Below are 20,601 nucleotides of genomic sequence, written 5' to 3' on the forward strand. Positions count from 1 at the left end.
CCATGAATCAACCCCCGAACCGGCGCATCCTGCTGATTGACGACACCCCGTCGATCCACGAAGACTTTCGCAAGATCCTCATGCCGCCTATGGAACAGAACGCGGCACTGGACGAAATGGAAAGCGCACTGTTTGGCGAGGCCGCCAAACCCCAGGCCCCACCGTTTGAACTTGACTCGGCCTATGGCGGCCAGGAGGGCCTGCAACTACTGTGTACCGCCATGCAACAAGCACGCCCCTACGCCCTGGCCTTTGTCGACATGCGCATGCCCCAGGGCTGGGACGGCGCACAGACCATGGAAGAACTCTGGAAGGTCGACCCGGACCTGCAAGTGGTGGTGTGTACCGCCTACTCGGATTACTCCTGGGAAGAGTTGCTGTCGCGTCTCAAGGCCCACGACCGGCTGCTGATCCTGAAAAAGCCCTTCGACAATATCGAAGTCCAGCAGATGGCCAATACCCTGGCGGCCAAATGGGACATGGCCCGTCGTGCTCGCCTGAAGACCGGGCACCTGGAGCAGTTGGTAGAACAACGCACCGAGGCACTGACCCTCGCCAGCCAGGCCTTGCAGCAGGAAATCGACGAACGCAAGCAGCTACAAAGCCAGTTGATCCAATCGGAGAAACTGGCCTCCCTGGGGCAGATGGCCGCCGGGGTGGCGCACGAAATCAATAACCCCGTGGGCTTCGTCACCTCCAACCTTGGCACGCTGGAGAGTGACTTCAAACAATTGCAGCGCATGCTCGACGCCTATCAACAGGCTGAGGCAGCCTTGGCGCCCGGTGACTGCCTTGAACAACTGAGCGCCTTGCGCAACGAGTTGGACCTGGACTTCCTCAAAGAGGACATCCCGATCCTGATCCGCGAATGCAAGGACGGCATCGGCCGTGTGACGCAGATCGTCAAAGACCTGAAGAACTTCTCCCGGGTCGATAACGACGAGCAATGGCAATGGGCGAACCTGCAGCAAGGGATCGACTCGACCCTGAACATCGTGGCCAGTGAACTCAAGCACAAGGCGGACGTGATCAAGCACTACCAGCCCCTGCCCGAGATTGAATGCCTGGCCTCACAAATCAACCAGGTGGTGATGAACCTGGTGATCAACGCAGCCCAGGCCATGGGCCCGGAGCGCGGCACGATCACCCTCAGCAATGGGGTCGAGGGCGATCGGGTGTGGCTGGAGGTGGCGGATAACGGCTGCGGGATTGCGCCCCACAGCCTGCAGAAAATCTTCGACCCGTTTTTCACCACCAAGCCGGTGGGCGAAGGCACGGGCCTGGGGCTGTCGCTGTCCTATGGCATCGTCAAGAAACACCACGGAGATATCTCGGTGAGCAGTGAAGTCGGCAGGGGCACCACCTTTCGGGTGGTGCTACCGATTCGGCAGACAGCGGCGTGACGCCTCTGCTGTTCAGGCTTCAGCGGGCTTGGGGCTGGAGCCAAACGAGGCAAACCGCTTGTTGAACCCGGCAATCCGCCCTTCGACCTGAGTCTTGCGCTGCTGCCCGGTGTAGATCGGGTGGGACGCGCTGGACACGTCGAGGGCCATGTAAGGGTAAGTGTTGCCATCGGTGTGTTGGTGGGTGCGATCCGTGTCGACCGTGGAGCCGATCAGGAAAAACACATCGGCGGCAGTATCGTGGAACAGCACGGTGCGGTAGTCGGGGTGAATACCAGCTTTCATAGGGCCTCCGGGGCATCTGGGCAGGATTAATACGTTATACAGTAACGTAAATAATGCACCCAAACGAGAACGTATTGCAATACCAAGAGAGGCTTGGGTTCTCTGCGGTTGCCCCGGCAAGGAACTCGACCGTAAGCTGGGCCCCGTGTTGAACCGTGAAACCGCATAAAGAATAGAACCTTGTAGGAGCAGGCTCCTACAGGTCATAGAGCGTCCGAACCCAAGGAAACCGTATGAGCCTGTCGTTGCTTAGCCGTTATGCATTCTTTGCCGTGTGTGTCATTTTCACCCTCGCCAGCCTCCCCTTTATCCAACACGAATGGCTCTGGCCGATGACCCTGGTGACCGGCGTGCTCAGCCTGATCGGCGTGTTCGACCTGCTGCAAAGCCCCCACGCGGTGCGCCGCAACTACCCGATCCTGGGCAATATCCGCTACCTGGTGGAAGGCATTCGCCCGGAAATCCGCCAGTACCTGCTGGAGTCCGACAGCGACGCCCTGCCCTTCTCCCGGGCCCAGCGTTCGCTGGTGTATTCGCGGGCCAAGAATGAAAGCGCCGACAAACCCTTCGGCACCCTGATCGACGTGTACCAGTCCGGTTTCGAATTTATCGGCCACTCCATGCGCCCGGCCCCGTTGAGCGACCCCAGCGCCTTTCGCGTGGTAGTCGGCGGCCCGCAGTGCACCCAGCCGTACTCGGCGTCGGTGTTCAATATCTCGGCCATGAGCTTTGGCTCGTTGAGCGCCAACGCCATCCGCGCCCTCAACCAGGGCGCCAAGCTCGGCAACTTCGCCCACGACACCGGAGAAGGCAGCATCAGCGCCTACCACCGGGAAAACGGCGGCGACCTGACCTGGGAGCTGGGCAGCGGCTACTTCGGCTGCCGCACCAGCGACGGCCGTTTCGACCCCGAACGCTTTGCCGTGCAGGCGCAAAACCCGCAGGTACGGATGATCGAAATCAAGATGAGCCAGGGCGCCAAGCCCGGCCATGGCGGGATCCTGCCCAAGCACAAGGTGACGAAGGAAATCGCCGAGACCCGTGGCATCATGATGGGCGAAGACTGCATCTCGCCGTCACGCCACAGTGCCTTCTCCACGCCGATTGAGCTGATGCACTTTATTGCCCAGTTGCGTGAATTGTCCGGCGGCAAACCCGTGGGCTTCAAATTCTGCCTGGGCCACCCGTGGGAGTTCATGGGCATCGCCAAGGCCATGCTCGAGACTGGGATCCTGCCGGACTTTATCGTGGTCGACGGCAAGGAAGGCGGCACCGGCGCCGCCCCCGTGGAGTTCACCGACCATATCGGCGTGCCCCTGCGTGAAGGCCTGTTGTTTGTGCACAACACCCTGGTGGGCCTGAACCTGCGGGACAAAATCAAACTGGGCGCCAGCGGCAAGATCGTCAGCGCCTTCGATATCGCCAGCGTCCTGGCCATCGGCGCCGACTGGGCCAACTCGGCCCGGGGCTTTATGTTCGCCATCGGCTGCATCCAGTCGCAGAGCTGCCACACCAACAAATGCCCAACCGGCGTGGCCACCCAGGACCCGTTGCGCCAGCGCGCACTGGTGGTACCGGACAAGGCCCAGCGCGTGTTCAACTTCCACCGCAACACCCTCAAGGCCCTCGCGGAAATGCTCGCGGCGGCCGGCCTGGATCACCCTTCGCAGTTGTCGGCCAAACACCTGGTACGGCGCATGTCGGCCACCGAGATCAAGCTGTTCTCGCAGTTGCATGTGTTCCTCAAGCCAGGGGAACTGCTGACCGGTGAAGTGAACGGCGAGTTTTATTCGCGGATGTGGCAAATGGCGCGGGCCGACAGTTTCGAGCCCCATGAAGTAGAAGCGGCTTAAAGGACAAATGTTGTGTTGAAAGTGATCGCCGAAGACTTTATCAAACCCGAACACCTGGAAACCGTGCGCCCCTGGTACGCCGAACTGGTGGAAAAAACCCGCCAGGAACCGCTGTGCATCGCCTACGACTTGTTCGTCGACCAGAAAGACCCGGGGCACTTTGTGTTTATCGAGCAATGGCCCGACCAGGCCGCGCTGGATGCCCACTGCCAGACCGAACACTTCACCCGGCTGGTGCCGCAGATCAACGCGTATCAGGCCAAGCCTTGCCGGGTGTTGTTGATGGATGGGTTTTAATCCCTCATTGAAGAGGCGGTTTCTGGCAGCCACTCGCCAACGGGCAAATAGCCATAAGCTGGGCTTTTTCCTTACCTACCCTATAGGTGCCAAGCAACTGCCAATGGGCAGGAAGCTTTCGCGTGAGGGTGCCACGGTCCTGGGCATCAATCAGCCAAAGTCGGCCTGAGGCCGTTGTGAGCGATTCCAGGTCATCGACATAGATCTGATCGGCCTTGTCTTGAATCAGTGTGGAAATCTGATACCCGTTGGGACGCCCTGATGTGCCATCCGCGTTTATTGGTGTGTACTGCATCGCAGGACGTTCGTTCTTGAGGTAATAGATCATGGACAAGTGCATGAAAGGCTCCAGCACCAACACCCCGTCTCCCGGCTGCGAAGTATGGTCAACATAATCGGCCAGCGCGCCCAGCTGATTGTTTTCATAACACCACGTACACGTCTTGTTATACACATGCCACAAACCATTCAACTCAAGCAGAATAACCGCTGACAAACCGATGACGAACGCCGACTTACTTCGTGTCGACACGCCCTCCAGTGCCATTGCAATGACGAGAGGCAACGCCAGCCCGGCAAATAAAAAATAACGTGGATACAGCAGCGGCCAAAACAATGACACCAGCATGATCGCCGCTATCGGGCACCATACATACACAACAAGAAGTGCATTATTTTTTCGCTCACTTGCATCCCACAGACAAATAAATACGGACGCGATCCACACCACCAAGGCCAGGCCATAACCCCCCCAGACAGGCACCTGCTGACCTTCACTGAAGTTCAGAAAAAACCAAGTCAGCTCGACCAATTCCTTAATACCCGGCTGGGCGATCCAGTCCAACCTCGAATACGTCAATTGATTTAGCAGGCTGGGCAACCAGGGTAAAAAACAAATCACAATCAAACCATTGGCCAGCCACCAACTACGACTCCACAGGTACTTATATTTTATCTGTCGAGACGTTGCCAGAAGCGAAATATAGGCCCAATGGGACAATAGGCATAAAGCCGCGAAATAGTGCGTATAAAGCCCTGCCACCATCAGCAGGATGTACAGGGCGAGCGGAACTTTACTCTGCGGACGGTCAAGCCAGTAGATAAATGCAATCGTCGCGCCCAGCATCAAAGCCCCCAGGAACGAGTACATACGGACTTCCTGGCTGTAGCGAACGGCCGCCGGAAAGATCGCCAATAATATGCTTGCCAGCATTGCCGCACGTCGAGGGAGCAACAGGTGCGACAACCAGATCCCCAGCGCCACCGAAACAACCCCAAAAAACACACTCAGACTGCGGGCGGCAAAAGCGCCATTACCGAACACCTTGATCCACTCATGTAACATCAGATAGTACAGTGGCGGATGAACATCACGGGCCGTATGAAACAGAATTTCAGAAGGCGGCTTCATACTCAGCAGCAGGCTGAAAGCCTCATCAAGCCATATACCGGTTTCAGCCAACTCGGCAAACCGCACCCCCACGGAAACCAACAACACAAAAAAATAGAACGCTATAAGAGCCAGGGAAATATCAATTTTTGTTCGCTTCGAGTTATCAGCAACGCCCATAGCCACCCCGTCAAATTGACTCATCTGGCGTCTCCTGGTTCTTCACTACATTGGCGACTACATACCGCGGCCTATGCTTGGCTTCCATATAGATCCGCCCTACATACTCCCCCAATATGCCAATCCCGATCAGTTGCACACCGCCTAAAAACAGAATCGCCGTCATCAGCGACGGATACCCCGGCACCTCATTGCCAAACAGTAATTTGGCGATGATCAGATACCCCGCGTACCCCAGCGCCAATAACGAAATACCGGCACCGATGTAACTCCATAACCGCAAGGGCAAGGTGCTGAACGAAGTGATGCCCTCCAGCGCCAGGTTCCACAGTTTCCAGGCATTGAACTTGCTGTGGCCGACCACCCGGCAAACCCGGTCATATTCGACGATAGCCACGGTGAACCCGGCCCAGGACAGTACGCCCTTCATGAACAGTTGCTGCTCCGGCAACGCCTTGATCACGTCCACCACCTTGCGGTCCATCAGGCGGAAGTCGCCGACGTTTTCTTCGATATGGGTGTAGGCGATGCGATTGAGCAGGTGATAGAACATCGAGGCACTGTGGCGTTTGAGGTAGCCATCGCTGGAGCGATCACGACGCTTGGCCAGGACCACATCGGCGCCCTCCTTCCATTTCTCGATCAGGCGCGCGACCACTTCAACCGGGTCTTGCAAGTCGACGTCCATGGGCACCACCGCCTCACCGCTAGCGTACTCCAGGCCGGCAAACAGTGCCGGCTCCTTGCCAAAATTGCGGGAAAAGTTGATCAACACCACATTGCTATCGGCCAACGCGATATCCCTGGCGATATCAGCCGTGCGGTCGGTGCTGCCGTCATTGATAAACACGATCTCGACTTCGTGATCCTGCAACGACGGCTCCTGGCGTACGGCCCGGTAAAACAGGTGTGTCGCCTGCTGCTCATTGAACAACGGCACGATCAGCGAGAGCCTCATGGGGCGGACCTGCGGAACACCCAGTACTTCGATAGCAGGAAACCGCACACCAGGCTGACCAGGGAAAACACCACCACGGTGACCAGCCCGGGCAAGCGCCAGCGATCCGCCAGCCACCCCACCGCCAGGCTCAAACTGCCCAGGCAGAAGATGAACAGCAGGTAGCGGCCCAGCGAAGCCGCCATACCAAAGGTGAAAGTGGCATTCACAAAAAACGAAAAGGTCGCCGCCACGCAAAAGGCCAGGAAATTGCTGAAGGCCTGGCTCAGATCAAAGGCGGCCCGGAGCACGAAAAACAGCTGCCAGTGGATCACCGTATTGGCGATGCCGATCACCGTGTAGGTGGAGAACCCCATCCATAGTCTGCCCATGCCACCATCGCGCCTCGTTGCCCATCGCCGTCGATGGGCAAGCAAGCCATGCCGACAAAACCTCGTCTACTGTCAGAAATAACAGGTGGGGACGGTTAGACGACCGACGGTATAATCCCATCCCGAAATTGAGACATTCAGTAATACCCATCCTTTGCAATTGCTTACAAATACCGCCAACCTGCGCCCGCCCGATGCGCGGCAGGACCATTGCCGATACTCACGGGTCACTATTTAACCCACTGTTCAAGAGCCCGCAGCCATGCTTAACGGACGCGACCCGCGCATCGACTTTTTTCGAGGCCTGGCGTTGATTTTCATTTTTTGGGATCACGTGCCTCACAACCCCCTTGGTCAGATCACCCTGCGTAACTTCGGCTTCAGCGATGCCGCCGAAGTCTTCGTGTTCCTCGCTGGCTACGCCTCGATACTGGCCTACAGCAAAGTGTTGCAGCGCGAAGGTTTTTGGATGGTCAGCCTGAAAATCCTGCGCCGTACCTGGGTGTTGTATGTGGTGCATATTTTCTTGCTGGCGATGCTGATGGGCATCGTCTTCTTCGCCAACAGCAAGGTAGAGACCCGCGACCTGGTCCAGGAAATGGGCCTCACGCACTTCATCACCAACCCGCAGCAAGCCCTGACCGATGAATTGCTGCTGCGCTTCAAGCCCAACCTGATGGACCCACTGCCGCTGTACATCGTGTTGCTGCTCGGTTTGCCGCTGGTGCTGCCGGTACTTGTGCGCGCGCCCCTGGCGGTGGTGGCGGTGTCGCTGGTGGTGTACCTGCTGGCGCCCAAGTTGGGCTGGAACCTGGCGGCGATTGCCGATGGCGTGTGGTACTTCAACCCGGTGACCTGGCAGTTATTGTTCGTGCTCGGCGGCGCGGCGGCAATCCGCGCCGGGCAGCCCCATGCACCTGAGACCCGGCCGTTGCAGCGACAACCGCTGTTTCTTGCCGCCGCCACCTACACACTGCTGGCCGGCGTGATTACCGTGTCCTGGCGCTGGCCCGAGATCCACGATGAGCTGATGCCCGCCGCCTTGAGCAACCTGCTGTACCCGATCAGCAAGACCGATCTGTCGCCGGTGCGCCTGCTGCACTTCCTCGCCCTGGCCTATGTCACCGCCAAGCTGCTGCCTGGCCGCGCCTGGACACAAAACTGGCTGGCGCAACAAAGCTGCCGCATGGGTCGCTATTCCCTGGAAGTGTTCTGCCTCGGGGTCTTACTGGCGCCGCTGGCGGATATGCTCAACGCCCAGGTCGACGACGCCTGGCCGATGCAGATATTCAGTGCACTGCTGGGCCTGGCGTTGATGGCTGGGCTGGCGGCATGGCTGGAGTTCAACAAGCAACTGGACCAGGCCCGGCGCAGTGATGAGCGCCCCTTAAATAGTTAGCCCCCGAGCCTGGGTGCGGGCTGATTCCATCTACCTTCCACTTATCGTGAAAGGTAGAGCACATGCCGACTCATCAATTACTCAACGGCCTGTCTGGCAATCTGCAATCGAGTACCGCCTGGGCCCAACAACAGGCGCTGGAGCTGATCCAGCGCAACGTTCTCCAGGCCCTCGATGGCCTGGACACCCAGGAAAAACAACGCTTTCTGCAGCTGCAACGCGACGCTCTCGCAGCCCTGGCGGCGGTTGAAACCGAGAAAGAGCGAGTGGTCCGGGCCTTCAAGACAGACGGCCTGATGCAGTTGCGCAATCGGATCGGCGGACGCGACCCGCAGTTGTACCGCTTCGAAACCACCTACCTGGAAAAGGTCGAGCAAGCCTTGCCCTGGGATCGTCAGCCGGGCAGCCACATCCGCGTGCCCCGCCGCTCCGATAGCAATCTGCGCGAAATCGAACACGTCAAGAGCATGACCTTGTGGGAAGCCGCCTGCGTGAATTTCGGCTTTACCTCCGCCATTCGCCAGAACTCCGGCTACAGCCTGGTGGACGCCAGCCGCGTGGTAGGCCCCGATGGCGATCGCAGCCTCAACGCCCGGGCGTTCATCGCCATCGCCCGCGAGCTGGACCTGGGCCACCAGTTGCAAGTAAAGATCAAGGCCACACTCGGCGAGAGCGGCACGCTGCGCCGGTTGATGAGCGAGGCGGCGCTGGCACTGTTGCGGTTCGATGCGCTGGACGCCTGGCGCAACCGTGCCCACAACGGCATGGCCCAGGCGGTATACGACAGCCTCACGGCGTTGATCGAGGGCAACGGGCCGCCCCTGGTCGTCGAGAGCCTGAGCCTGACCTCCGGCGTCACCCCCGTGATTGCCGTGCCCTTTGTGCCCTGGCAGAGTACGATTCCCGTTCCGTTGCTGCTGATCAGAGTGGCCAGCCTCGCGGTGCTGTCCTATTTCCCCTTTCGCCCCGGCGGCGCGTTCCGCTACCACCCCGACGCACGCTCGGCCGAGGCTGATTTTCGCCAGCAGTTGCTCGACAGTCACCAGCAAAGCGACCTCGGCTGGTTTTCCCGCCAATTACCGCTGGTAGGCCTGTCGTTGTTCCGGCCGTTGCTGACCCAGGAACCACGCCCCGAGGGCATGAGCTGGCTGGCCGGGCTTCTGTATGACGGCTTTCACAAAGCCTTCCCGGAACAGACGCTCAACGACATTCATTTCGCCACCGACCCTGCCACCGGCCCCACCGAAACCCTGCTGCAAGCCCTGACTTATCGCCAGATCCAGCGCTGCCAGGCCGATATCGACACCCTCGCCAACACCCGCTCCGAAGCCGACTGGCAAGCGCTCAAGGACGCCACCGCCGCTATCGCCAACGAAGTCCTGCAACTGTTGCTCACCCCCCTGCCCGGTGGGGTCACGGGGATGAATCGGGTCATGCAACTGGCGGTGCTCGGCAGCATGACCTACAGCGTCAGCGCAGGTCTGGATGAGGCCATCAAGGGCGACGCCAGCGGCTTCGCTTCAACCCTGACCGATGTCGCCGATCTGGCCGTCAGCGGGCGCTTGATCAGCGTTGCCGGCAAAGCCCATCGCCAGCGCATGCTCCACTACCTGCAACAGCTGGGTAACCCGCGCAAGGTCACGCGCCCCGACGGCGTGGATGAATTGTGGAAACCCGACGCCCGCCACTACGCCCATGACCAGCAATACCTGCTCGAAGGTAAAAGTGCCGATGCCCTGTGCGTGTTCACCGTACAAGGCAGGCAGTACGTCAAACTGCACCACGAGCGCCAGACCCTGGTGGCCGAGGTCATCCACGACCAGCACAATCAGCGCTACGTGCTCAAGAACAGCCGCAGCACCTACAAGCCTGCGATTGTGTTTGCCCCGCAGTTGCAAGCCTGGACCTTCGACTTGCACCACACCCAAGACCTGTCGGATACGCAGTTGCTGCAACAGATGCTGCACAATGGTTCGTCGATCATCTCCCCGGTCGACCTGGAACGGATGCTGCGCAGCACCGCCACCTCCCGCGCCATCCTGGAAAATGTCTGGCGCGGCGCACCGCCCCCCCTGAACCTGATCGAAGGCGTGCGGCGCCTGCAGGCCGATCAGGTGATCCAGCAGATTATCGAACACTTCCACGAAGCCGGTTATTTGCCCCCCTATGGCGATAGCGTGGTGCTGTGCCTGCTGCCCCAACTGCCCGAGTGGCCCGCCGCAGTCCTGTTGAGCATCAGCGACCCACAACGCTCAGTGATCGAAACCTTTGGCAAGACTGAACAGCGGGTGCCTGGATTGACGACCCTGACAATCGTGCGCAACGAAGACGGCAGTTACCAGGCCGAACGTCATCGCGGCCAGCCGCGCTACCGCGCCGAACCCCTGCTGGACCTGGTCATCAGCCTGCAGCCCGACACCTCGCAACTGGGCCTGACGGAGCAAGCCGATGCCACGCCCGCCCAGCGGATCATGGCAGTGCGCCGTGCCGTTGCAGACCTGGCACGGCGCGAACGCACGGCCTTGTTCGCGGCCCTGGTGAACTACGCCAGTTATGAAAAAAGCGAGCAACTGCCGCCCCCCACTGTCCGGCGTTTCTTGCCGGTCAAGGCAGCAGAGCCCCTGGTGGCCGTCACCCCGCTGCTGAAAAAAATGCGCGACCTCAACAGCCCATTGTCACCGGCACTGCTCCAACGGCTGTTGGAACAGCATCCACTGAGCCCAAGCCAACAACAGGCCTACCTGCGTGGCGGGCTTTTGCCGACGGCCTTTTATGAGTTGCTGGACACTCACCGCACTGCCCTGCGCATCGACGCCGCCATCGACGCGCTGTATCACCCCCGTCAGTTCAACAACGACGCCGACCAATGGGCCAGGGAGTTCGCTTCCGCCTTGATACAGCAACGTCTCAAACGCAGATTCGTCATCACCGAAGTGATCGCTGACACCATCGCCAGCCCTTATGTCTCCAGCGGCCCCGACGACCTCACCGTGGAACTGCGCCACTTCGGCGAAGGCGTCTACGAGGCCTATGACATGCGCAATGCCGGCACGATTGCCGTGTCACCGGCGGTGGACAGCTTCTACCTGGCCATTGGCTCAGTGCTGCAACCCCATGAACGGCAGCTACTCAGCATGAGCAGCGAAACCGATGCCCTGGGCCTGCGCGCTACCCTGGGCGACTACATGAGCAACCAGCGCGGCCCTTCAGGCTTTGTCAGGCTGGCCAACGGTTCGCTGGCGCAGTACGAACACACCCTGTCCTTGCCACACAAACTGCAGCTCGATGCCCTGGGCCTGCTTCCCCTCAGCGGTGACCATTACCTGCCCCTGTTTGGCTCCTGGTATCGGATCATCTATGACAGACGGGTATTCAAGTGGCGGCTCATGCACCCGCAAAAGGTCGGCGTCGACACCCCGACCCTGGAGCACAACGGTGAAGGTGCCTGGCGCCTGTCCAGCGAGAACCCGATGAGCTGGGATGACCACAGCCTGCTCTATCGCCTCGGCAGCGACCACTACGCATTCCCCAAGGATATGGCCACGTCCATTCTCGCCCTGACCGACACCCCGCCCCATGTATTGCGCCAGATACACCGTGGCAATCGGGCATCGCCGCCGCTGCTGGCCGATACGTGCAAGCGCTTGCGCATCGACCAGGAAATCAACCGGTTCATCGAGGCGATGTATGCCCTGCCCAGCAACCCTTTCGCCCGTCCGGACCTGCAATTGCTGGTGATTTCCAGCCTGCCCGGATGGCCCGACACCCACGTGTTGCAGATTGTCGACCGCGATAATCGCGTCACCCACCAATACCCCGAGCACCAGCGGCCCGACAACCAGGTGGTGACGGTCACCGATGCGCAGTTCAAAAGTGCCCGGCTGCTCGAGGCCATCGTGCCCCACGATGACGTTATCGAGGGCCTCCTGGGGCAGGTCCCCAAGACCACCGAGCAGCGTCTGGTCCAACTGGTCACCCGGATCGTCGAATACACCGAACGGGAGCGGGCGCAACTCCTCAAGTCTTTGTACCGACGCAGCGAATCCGGCGGCACCGAGCAAGAGCGGCGTTTCAAGGCCAAGCACCCGGACCTGCCCACCAGCACGGTCAAGGCGATCCTGGGCCAGGCCTCGTCACGGGAGCTCAGACAACTGCATAAGCACAACCAATTGAGCCTGCGCCTGGCGGAGCAGGCGCGCACAAGTGCCCACGACTTGCGCCTGAACCGTGCGTACGAAGGCCTGTATGTGGATGCCTGCGCCAATGCCGACAGCGACCGGATCACCCTGTACCTGCTGCGACTCCTGCCCGCCTGGCCGAAAACCCTGCGTATTGATATTCGCGAATGGGACAACCAGGGACGCTTGCTGGAAACGGCAGGGCATCTGGTGGGGACATCACGCAAGACGATCGCCAGGACCAACCGGGGTTATCAGGCCTATGACCAACAGGGCGAACCGCTGGGCCAGCCATCGAACAGATTGCTGCGGGTCATTCTCAGTACCTTGTCTGCTGCCGAGCAGAGCTTGATTCAGGTTGACACCCAAAGCGGTATCGCCGAGCTGCAGTACCAGCTTGCCGAACTGGCCTTCGCCCGCCGTATTGAAATCAAGGGCCTGCTGGATATCCCACACCTGCAACCCTGGATGCAACCGGCGATGGGTGTTGACCGTTCGTTCCTGGTGTATCCGTTATGGCAACGAATCTGGCCTTTTCGCGGCCCCCGGCCACCGGACCTGGTGGCCAAGGTCCAAGAGCTGTACCCCCATTTCAACAATGACGATGCACGGCGACTGCTGCAGTCATTGAACATGAGCGACCCAGAAAAACTGCTCGAGCTGGAACGCCGCCAGGCGGAGTATCAGGCCATGGATGTGGAGCTGTCGCGCTGGAGTGAAACCCTGTTGCCGACCGACAACGAGCTCAACGATCCCCTGGGCATGAACCGCGGAAGGCGACGCCATATTGCCTACCAACTGCGCAGCGCATGGCGTCAGGAAAACGCTACGTTTTACATCGCCGGGCTATTCAACGTGCCCTCGCTGGAGTTGCAACTGGACGACGAAGGCCTGCCTCCTGCGTCATTCCTGACGGGCACCACCGGCTTCAATCACATTGAATACCTGCGGATTACCGGCAATGCGTTCCCTGCGACAGGGTCGGAGTTTCTTGGCAAGTTCACCCAGCTCAAGGCATTGCGCATTGATTGTCGCCTGACTGAACTGCCTCAGGCGATCACCGACATGACCACACTTACCCACCTTGACCTGAACGACAACGACCTGCACTTGACCCAAGAGTCTGTGCAACGCCTGGCAAGCATGGTCAACCTGCAGAAACTCGATCTGAACGATAATCCGGACCTGACCCTCGTACCGGATGTCAGCCGGATGCTGCAGATGACTACCTTGCACCTGGCCAATACAGGCATCACTCAGTGGCCCATCGGCGCCAGCGCCCTGCCAAGCCTGACAGAACTGCACTTGCAGGCAAACGGGATCACCACCATCCCTGAAGAGGTTTTCACCAACCCATGGCTGCAAACTGCCAATCGCAACACCCTGCTCCATGAAAACCCGTTGTCCGCCGAGACCCTGGCGCGCATCGACACATACCGCCTGGATACCGGCATCCGCCTGGGCGGGCAACTTCGCACACCGGCCCATGCTCCCGTAGCGGCAAACGACCTCGACACCTGGCTGACAGCCGTCGCGGCACAAGACGTGCCCGCCCGCCGAGAGCTGTGGGAACAGTTGAAAGCGAATGAAACCGCCAGGGCCGATGATGTGTTCCGGGTGCTGCGTGACCTGAAGCGGACCCACGCCTATCGCCACACGGCATCGAGGGCGCGCCTGACCGAGCGGGTCTGGACCTTGCTGATCGCCATGGGCGAGTCGACGCAACTGCGCAACGCGGTCTGCCTCAATACCTATGGTTCAGGCAATTGCGGCGACAGCGTCCTGTTGGCATTTACCAACATGGAGCTGCATCACCGGATCCATCAGGCCAAGCAGCAGCCAAGGAGTTACCTGGCCGACAGGGCATTGCTAGAGCTGGCCAAGAGCTGCTTTTACCTGAACCAGCTGGATCACTTTTGCGACCGGTTTATTCTTGAGCGCGAGCAGGCCGGGCTTGAAGTCGACCCCGCCGAGGTCACCGTTTACCTGCGGGACAAACTGGCCCGTGAATTCAACCTGCCGTTTTATCCACTGGCGTTGCTGTACACCGTGGATGATTACGTCACCGACGAGGTGGTCAATGAAGCGCGCAGGAGTCTGCGGGCACTCGGCCAGTCACCGGCGTTGCAGGAAGCAATCTTGATGACCGACTTCTGGATCGAGTATCTGGCCAGCAGCGAGCCGGAAGCGTTTTTCACCGTCAAGGGCACCATCGCTTACAAAGTCGGCGCGCTGAATCAGGAGTTTCCGACCAAGGACTCGGATGAGTATTGGACCCGCCACCAGCAACTGCTCGACGAGGAAACGGCCGAACAGAACCGCCTTGTGCGTCAGTTGACCGAGGGCACGCAACGGACGTTGATGCACGTCTGAAGCGCGACTGGCCTGCCTGTGAAGCAAACAGGCAGGCCAGGGGTCAGGGGATTACGCCGAACGTTGCGCGCCAAGACCGTCCTGGGTCGGCTGCAGCTTGAACACGTAGAACAGCACGGTCAGGAATACCAGGAACACCGGGCCCACATACAGCGCCACGCGGGTATCCGGGAAGTAAGCCATCAGGCCCACCACCAGTACCAGGAACGCCAGGGCCAGGTACGAACTGACCGGGTACAGCCACATGCGGTACTTCAGGGCCTTCTGTTCGGCCGGGCTCAGGCTCTTACGGAACTTGAGCTGGGCCAGCAGGATCATCACCCAGGTCCAGATCGCACCGAAGGTGGCGATGGAGGTGACCCATACGAAGACCTTGTCCGGTACCAGGTAGTTGGCCAACACCCCCAGCAGCAGGGCGAAGATCGACAACAGCAGGGCCTTGCGCGGCACGCCGTTGCTGGAGGTGGTACCGAAGGTCGCCGGGGCCTGGCCGTTCTGCGCCAGGCTGTAGAGCATGCGCCCGGTGCTGAAGATCCCGCCGTTGCACGACGACAGCGCGGCGGTGATCACCACGAAGTTGATGATGCCGGCAGCCGTCTTGATGCCAAGACGCTCGAAGGTCATCACAAACGGGCTGCCCTGGGTGCCGATTTCATTCCACGGGTAGATCGACAGGATCACGAACAACGCACCGACGTAGAACAACAGAATGCGCCAGAACACCGAGCCGATGGCATTGGGGATGGTCTTCTGCGGGTTCTTCGCTTCACCGGCGGTCAGGCCGATCATTTCCACGCCGAGGTAGGCAAACATCACCATCTGCAGGGACATCAACACGCCCTGCACGCCATTGGGCATAAAGCCGCCGTGGGCCCACAGGTTGGAAATCCCCAGCGCCACGCCGTCGTTGCCGAAACCAAAGGCAATGATGCCGACACCGCCGATAACCATGGCAATGATGGTGACGATCTTGATCAGGGCGAACCAGAACTCGAACTCACCGAAGGCTTTTACTGCGATCAGGTTGATCGTGCCCATGCTGATCAGAGCCGCCAGGGCCCAGATCCAGCGCGGCGTATCGGGGAACCACACGCCCATATACACGGCAACGGCGGTGATTTCCGCAACGCAGGTCACCAGCCAGAGGAACCAGTAGTTCCAGCCGGTAAGAAAGCCCGCCAACGGGCCGAGGTAATCCTGGGCATAACGGCTGAAGGAACCGGCCACCGGGTTATGTACGGCCATCTCACCGAGGGCGCGCATGATCACCAGGATCGCCAGACCACCAATGATGTAGGACAACATGATTGCCGGGCCGGCCATCTCGATGGCCTTGGCCGAACCGAGGAACAGACCGACACCGATACAGGCGCCGAGCGCCATCAAGCGAATATGCCGTTCGCCGAGTTCGCGTTTGAGCGGACCGCCTTGAGCGGTCTCGCCATGGGGCAGATGGTTGCCAACAGGCATAGGGGTACAACCTCATTTTGTTATTGGATATGAACCACCGAGTGTCCGGCATCACGGCGGATCGCCACGACGCCCTCCTGCCAGGCTGCCTTTTGGGCAAACCTGCCTGGCCCTAGAAACCGGGCCCGCTCAGCGGGGGTGCAGTATAAAAAGCCATGAGCAGGGCTTTTCACTCAATAAACAGCAAGATTCAGCGAGAACTCTCGGTAAAAGCGCCTTTTACGGAGGAGCATCACCTGGGCAATGTAGGAATTGCCTTCATTAAACGGCGGCGAGTATTGCACAAGGATGGTGCACAGTCATGCCCCTACCTTTGGCGGATTTACCTGTGGGGATGGCTCTAGGACGGGCCTCCCCTGCGGTGTGCTGGCGCGGGGGCTTGTCCCCTTGCCTGAGCACCGCTCGCGGTGTTTGCAGACATTCAGAGGGCTGGCTGTAAACAACGGATATGCACACCTACCCAAACACCAGCACACGAGAGATAGGTAGATCCCCCCGCACCCCGCCACGTGCATTCGGCCAAAATCTCACACTCCACACAAATCCTTCCCACACGCCAACCAGCGTCTAAGCTTCAGACAAGTCCGATCAATCTGCGTGAATGGATCAATCGACTATGGGTGCTTTGTGGCAAACCAATTCGACCAAGGCTGCGGTGCCAACCGACAGCCCGGATGAACAGCCACCGCCCCAAAAGCCCCGCAAACGACGCTATGCCTGGCGTATGTTGTGGTTGTTGCTGGTAATGGGCCTGATCGCGCTGGGGTTTGCCGCTTCCCGGGAAGTGCGCACGTCCAAGTGGCAGGCGCGGGAGTTCAGTCGCCTGGCGGCGACCCTGACCTATAGCGTGCAGCCCGGCCCCAGCGATGCCATCGTCTACCCCGGTGCCGGCCCGTTCGATCAGCGCCTGGGCTACAGCGCCCTGGGTGACTTCTTACCCAGGCTGCTCAAGCGCGATTACCTGATCCAGTCCCAGGCGCGCTTCTCCGACGCGCTGATGAACTACACCCGCCACGGCCTGTTCGTGCCCTATGCCGAGAAAGTTCAGGCGGGCTTGTCGATCACCGATTGCCGTGGCACCGCGCTGTACCAGTTCAGCTACCCGCAGCAGCTCTACCCTTCCTTTGCCGACATCCCGCCACTGGTGGTCAACAGCCTGCTGTTTATCGAAAACCGCGAGTTGCTCAACCCCGCCCAGCCCCAGGCCAACCCCGCCGTGGACTGGCCGCGCTTTGCCAAGGCGGCCTGGTCCCAGGTCGCCAAAGTGTTGCACTTGCCCGGCCAGACGGCGGGCGGCAGTACCCTCGCCACGCAATTGGAAAAGTACCGCCACTCCCCCGACGGGCTGACCCTGTCCGGCGGCGAAAAAATTCGTCAGATGATTTCCGCCAGTGTGCGCACTTATCAGAATGGTCCGCAGACACTGAAGGCACGGCAAAACCTCGTGCGCGATTACCTCAACAGCGTGCCGTTGTCGGCAGTGCCGGGGCATGGCGAAGTGCATGGCATGGCCGAGGGCCTGCGGGTGTGGTACGGCGCAGACTTCAACCAGACCAACGCCCTGCTCGCCGGCAGCGACCCGCAAACCCTGGCGCAAAAAGGCCTGGCCCTGCGTGAAGTGCTGTCACTGATGATTGCCCAGCGCCGCCCGTCCCATTACCTGACCAAGGGCCGCGATGAGCTGGCGCAGCTCACCGACAGCCATATCCGCCTGCTGGCCCAGAACGGCGTGATCGAACCGGCACTGTCCACGGCGGCCCTGGCCAGTCAGGTCAACTACCGGGACTGGCAGCAGCAACCCACCCTCCGGCCAATCGAAACCAACAAAGGCATCAGCGTCGCCCGTAGCCGCCTGGCCGCCCTGCTCAACCGTCCGCTGTACGACCTGGACCGCCTCGACCTGGCCGCCACCAGTACCCTGCAAAGCGATCTGCAAACCCAGGCCACCGAGTACCTCAAGCGCCTGGCAGACCCGAGCGTCGCCGGCCAACTCGGCCTGCTCGGCCCGCGCCTGCTGACCGCGGCCAGCACCGCTCAGGTGCGCTACAGCTTCAACCTCTACGAAATGACACCCGACGGCGCCCGGGTGCGGGTGCAAACCGACAACACCGACCAACCCTTCGATATCAACGAGAGCAGCAAGTTGGAACTGGGCTCCACCGCCAAGCTGCGGGTGCTCACCACCTACCTGCAAATCATCGGCGAACTGCACGCGCGCTATGCCGGGCAGACGCCCGCCGCGCTGAAAAAAGTCGTGTTCGACGAGCAGGACCGCCTGTCCCGCTGGGCCGTGGATTACCTGGTGCAAAACAGCGACCGGAGCCTGGCGAACATGCTCGACGCGGCCCTCGACCGGCAGTACTCCGCCAGCCCCGGCGAACGTTTTTTTACCGGCGGCGGCCTGCATCACTTCAATAACTTTCGCAACGAAGACAATGGCCGCAACCCGACCCTGCGTGATGCCCTGCGCGAATCCATCAACCTGCCGTTTATCCGGCTGATGCGTGACCTGGTGCGCTACAGCACCTACCAGGCACCGGGCAACAGCGCCCAGTTGCTCAAGGACGACAACGACCCGCGCCGCCAGGAATACCTGGCCCAGTTTGCCGACCGCGAGGGCAAGACCTTTTTGCTGCGGTTCTGGAAAAAGTACCGCAACAAGGACACCCAGGCCCGGCTAGCGACTTTTCTCGACAGCATTCACCCCACCGCCATTCGCCTGGCCGCCGTGCACCGGTACCTCTTGCCCCAGGCCAGCCAGCAGAGCTTCAACAGCTTTGTGCGCTCCCATCTGACCGGCACCAAGGCCGCGGAAAAACTCACCGATGCGCGCCTGGAAAAGCTCTATCAAGACTACGGCCCCGGCGCCTATGACCTGCCGGACCAAGGCTATATCGCCAAGGTCCACCCACTGGACTTGTGGCTGCTCGGCTACCTGCTGAACACCCCCGACGCCACCTTCACCCAGGCCGTCGCCGCCAGCCAGTACGAGCGCCAGGAAGTCTATGGCTGGCTGTTCAAGAGCCGCCACAAAAGCGCCCGGGACAGCCGTATCCGCACCATGCTGGAGATTGAGGCGTTCCTCGATATTCATCAGCGCTGGCAGGCGGTTGGCTATCCCTTCGACCACCTGGTGCCGTCCCTGGCCACCGCCATCGGCAGCTCCGGTGACCGCCCGGCAGCCTTGGCGGAACTGGTGGGGACGATCCTGAACGATGGGGTACGTGAACCGACGCTGCGGATCGATAGCCTGCACTTCGCCCCGGGCACGCCCTATGAAACCCGGCTGGTGAACCACCCCGATAAAGGCAAGCGGGTGATGCCCAGCGAAGTCGCCACAGCCCTACGGAGTGCGCTGTCCCAGGTGGTGGACGCGGGCACCGCAAAAAGGCTGTCGGGCAGCTTCAAGTTGGCCGACGGCACGCCACTGGCCATGGGCGGCAAGACCGGCACCGGGGATAATCGCATCGAAGCCATTGGCGCCGGCGGGCGCGTCCTCAGTTCCAAGGCAATCAACCGCACGGCGACGTTTGTGTTCTATATCGGCGACCGGCATTTCGGTACCTTGACCGCCTTTGTCCCCGGCAACGGTGCGCAGAATTTCACGTTTACCTCGGCGCTGCCGGTACAGGTGCTCAAGGGCATGGCGCCGGTGCTGACGCCCTATTTGCAGCCCGCTGGCCACACCTTGTGCCGCGCGCCCTAGCCGTTGATCTCGACGACTCTCTCGGAGCTGCCTTCCACCAGGAAAAACCGGTAGGTCCGCCCGGCCTGTTTTTCAAAGCTGAACACCCGCCCCGGGAAGATATGGTTCTTGGTCACAGGGGCGCAGTCCGTGCGATCCGCTACCGAACAGTCCTTGAACTCATCCACCACCACGACGGTGTTGCCGGCGTTGCGCAGGGTGTAGGTGCGGCCACCGTTTTCGGTGCGGGTATCGAAACGGCTGTGCTCGGGCCGCACAAAGAACACCGTGCCGTACCCCGACATCACCCGCACACCTGCCGTCAATGAGGCCTCATACGCCGCGCGGTCCTCGTCGCTGACGCCAAAGTCATCGTCCTTTTCCGGCGCCACGGGCAAGTAGCGCACCCGGAAGTAACGCTCCCGGTCCCGCTCGCCCATAAACAGGAAGCGCGTGCTTTGCATCGCATTGGCCGGCACGATCAAGCGTGCCGGGCTGGCCATCAGGCCATCGCGCACCATGCCGTCGCCTTGGCTTTTGAGCGGTACTTCGTCGTAGCTGCCATCGGGTTTGTAGAGCATTTCGGTGACATTGATCTTGACGAACGCGGTGCTGGTGCCGCCATTGAACACGCGCTTGAGATAAGTGTTTTTGTCGCCATTCAAGTAATCGTAAAAATCCCCGACATTGATGGCCGGCCCGGCATAGGCATTGAAGGACCACAGCCACGCGCCCAGTACTGCATAAACGTATTTCATA

General features: G+C 60.4%; 12 protein-coding genes. 6 read left to right on the forward strand and 6 right to left on the reverse strand.

Annotated elements, in window-relative coordinates:
• Positions 1 to 2 precede the first annotated feature (2 nt).
• Positions 3 to 1,403 carry an ATP-binding protein gene (locus PSFL_RS23020; protein WP_397470514.1) on the forward strand — a complete coding sequence of 467 codons (1,401 nt, stop codon included), beginning with the start codon at positions 3 to 5 and terminating at the stop codon, positions 1,401 to 1,403.
• 12 nt (positions 1,404 to 1,415) lie between these two features.
• On the opposite strand, the gene PSFL_RS23025 is transcribed toward PSFL_RS23020, so the two are convergent.
• Positions 1,416 to 1,688 (reverse strand): type B 50S ribosomal protein L31, encoded by a 273-nt coding sequence (locus tag PSFL_RS23025; RefSeq protein ID WP_057958577.1) that lies wholly within the window; start codon positions 1,686 to 1,688, stop codon positions 1,416 to 1,418.
• A gap of 233 nt (positions 1,689 to 1,921) precedes the next feature.
• On the opposite strand from PSFL_RS23025, the gene PSFL_RS23030 reads away from it, so the two are divergent.
• Both PSFL_RS23030 and PSFL_RS23035 read left to right on the forward strand, forming a co-directional pair.
• A complete protein-coding gene (locus tag PSFL_RS23030; RefSeq protein ID WP_057438323.1) occupies positions 1,922 to 3,541 on the forward strand; it encodes an FMN-binding glutamate synthase family protein in 1,620 nt (539 codons plus the stop codon).
• Between the two features lie 12 nt (positions 3,542 to 3,553).
• A complete protein-coding gene (locus PSFL_RS23035; protein WP_057438320.1) occupies positions 3,554 to 3,838 on the forward strand; it encodes a putative quinol monooxygenase in 285 nt (94 codons plus the stop codon).
• 4 nt (positions 3,839 to 3,842) lie between these two features.
• On the opposite strand, the gene PSFL_RS23040 is transcribed toward PSFL_RS23035, so the two are convergent.
• The 3 genes from PSFL_RS23040 to PSFL_RS23050 are packed head-to-tail and all read right to left on the reverse strand — an operon-like array spanning position 3,843 to position 6,737.
• Positions 3,843 to 5,432: a glycosyltransferase family 39 protein gene (locus PSFL_RS23040; RefSeq protein WP_397470515.1), complete on the reverse strand. Its 1,590-nt coding sequence runs from the start codon at positions 5,430 to 5,432 to the stop codon at positions 3,843 to 3,845.
• Positions 5,419 to 6,366 carry a glycosyltransferase family 2 protein gene (locus PSFL_RS23045; protein ID WP_397470516.1) on the reverse strand — a complete coding sequence of 316 codons (948 nt, stop codon included), beginning with the start codon at positions 6,364 to 6,366 and terminating at the stop codon, positions 5,419 to 5,421. The genes PSFL_RS23040 and PSFL_RS23045 overlap by 14 nt, the downstream gene beginning before the upstream one ends.
• The gene (locus tag PSFL_RS23050; protein ID WP_115128917.1) at positions 6,363 to 6,737 is read right to left on the reverse strand and encodes a GtrA family protein; all 375 of its coding nucleotides are present in this window, start codon (positions 6,735 to 6,737) and stop codon (positions 6,363 to 6,365) included. Before PSFL_RS23050 ends, PSFL_RS23045 begins: the two co-directional genes overlap by 4 nt.
• 262 nt (positions 6,738 to 6,999) lie before the next feature.
• Between PSFL_RS23050 and PSFL_RS23055 the strand changes: the two genes are divergently transcribed.
• Together PSFL_RS23055 and PSFL_RS23060 are read left to right on the forward strand one after the other, a co-directional pair.
• Positions 7,000 to 8,136, forward strand: a complete 1,137-nt coding sequence (locus tag PSFL_RS23055; RefSeq protein ID WP_115128918.1) for an OpgC domain-containing protein — start codon at positions 7,000 to 7,002, stop codon at positions 8,134 to 8,136.
• 62 nt (positions 8,137 to 8,198) lie between these two features.
• Positions 8,199 to 14,687 carry an NEL-type E3 ubiquitin ligase domain-containing protein gene (locus PSFL_RS23060; RefSeq protein ID WP_397470517.1) on the forward strand — a complete coding sequence of 2,163 codons (6,489 nt, stop codon included), beginning with the start codon at positions 8,199 to 8,201 and terminating at the stop codon, positions 14,685 to 14,687.
• A gap of 51 nt (positions 14,688 to 14,738) precedes the next feature.
• Here PSFL_RS23060 and PSFL_RS23065 read toward each other — a convergent pair whose 3' ends face one another.
• Complete coding sequence (locus tag PSFL_RS23065; protein ID WP_057958570.1) at positions 14,739 to 16,157, reverse strand: amino acid permease; 1,419 nt, start codon at positions 16,155 to 16,157, stop codon at positions 14,739 to 14,741.
• A gap of 616 nt (positions 16,158 to 16,773) precedes the next feature.
• On the opposite strand from PSFL_RS23065, the gene PSFL_RS23070 reads away from it, so the two are divergent.
• On the forward strand, positions 16,774 to 19,863 hold the full coding sequence (locus PSFL_RS23070) for a transglycosylase domain-containing protein (RefSeq protein WP_397470518.1): 3,090 nt from the start codon (positions 16,774 to 16,776) through the stop codon (positions 19,861 to 19,863).
• Here the strand turns inward: PSFL_RS23070 and PSFL_RS23075 are convergent.
• Positions 19,860 to 20,600: a molecular chaperone gene (locus PSFL_RS23075; RefSeq protein ID WP_397470519.1), complete on the reverse strand. Its 741-nt coding sequence runs from the start codon at positions 20,598 to 20,600 to the stop codon at positions 19,860 to 19,862. The genes PSFL_RS23070 and PSFL_RS23075 overlap by 4 nt on opposite strands.
• Position 20,601 lies beyond the last annotated feature (1 nt).

It is taken from the genome of Pseudomonas sp. DD1 (assembly GCF_044510355.1).
Lineage (GTDB): Bacteria > Pseudomonadota > Gammaproteobacteria > Pseudomonadales > Pseudomonadaceae > Aquipseudomonas > Aquipseudomonas shahriarae.

Excerpts from the sequence above, each read along its gene's own strand:
- PSFL_RS23020 (WP_397470514.1), top strand. The coding sequence starts at position 3 with ATGAATCAACCCCCGAACCGGCGCATCCTGCTGATTGACGACACCCCG.
- PSFL_RS23025 (WP_057958577.1), bottom strand. The coding sequence starts at position 1,688 with ATGAAAGCTGGTATTCACCCCGACTACCGCACCGTGCTGTTCCACGAT.
- PSFL_RS23030 (WP_057438323.1), top strand. The coding sequence starts at position 1,922 with ATGAGCCTGTCGTTGCTTAGCCGTTATGCATTCTTTGCCGTGTGTGTC.
- PSFL_RS23040 (WP_397470515.1), bottom strand. The coding sequence starts at position 5,432 with ATGAGTCAATTTGACGGGGTGGCTATGGGCGTTGCTGATAACTCGAAG.
- PSFL_RS23045 (WP_397470516.1), bottom strand. The coding sequence starts at position 6,366 with ATGAGGCTCTCGCTGATCGTGCCGTTGTTCAATGAGCAGCAGGCGACA.
- PSFL_RS23050 (WP_115128917.1), bottom strand. The coding sequence starts at position 6,737 with ATGGGCAGACTATGGATGGGGTTCTCCACCTACACGGTGATCGGCATC.
- PSFL_RS23055 (WP_115128918.1), top strand. The coding sequence starts at position 7,000 with ATGCTTAACGGACGCGACCCGCGCATCGACTTTTTTCGAGGCCTGGCG.
- PSFL_RS23060 (WP_397470517.1), top strand. The coding sequence starts at position 8,199 with ATGCCGACTCATCAATTACTCAACGGCCTGTCTGGCAATCTGCAATCG.
- PSFL_RS23065 (WP_057958570.1), bottom strand. The coding sequence starts at position 16,157 with ATGCCTGTTGGCAACCATCTGCCCCATGGCGAGACCGCTCAAGGCGGT.
- PSFL_RS23070 (WP_397470518.1), top strand. The coding sequence starts at position 16,774 with ATGGGTGCTTTGTGGCAAACCAATTCGACCAAGGCTGCGGTGCCAACC.
- PSFL_RS23075 (WP_397470519.1), bottom strand. The coding sequence starts at position 20,600 with ATGAAATACGTTTATGCAGTACTGGGCGCGTGGCTGTGGTCCTTCAAT.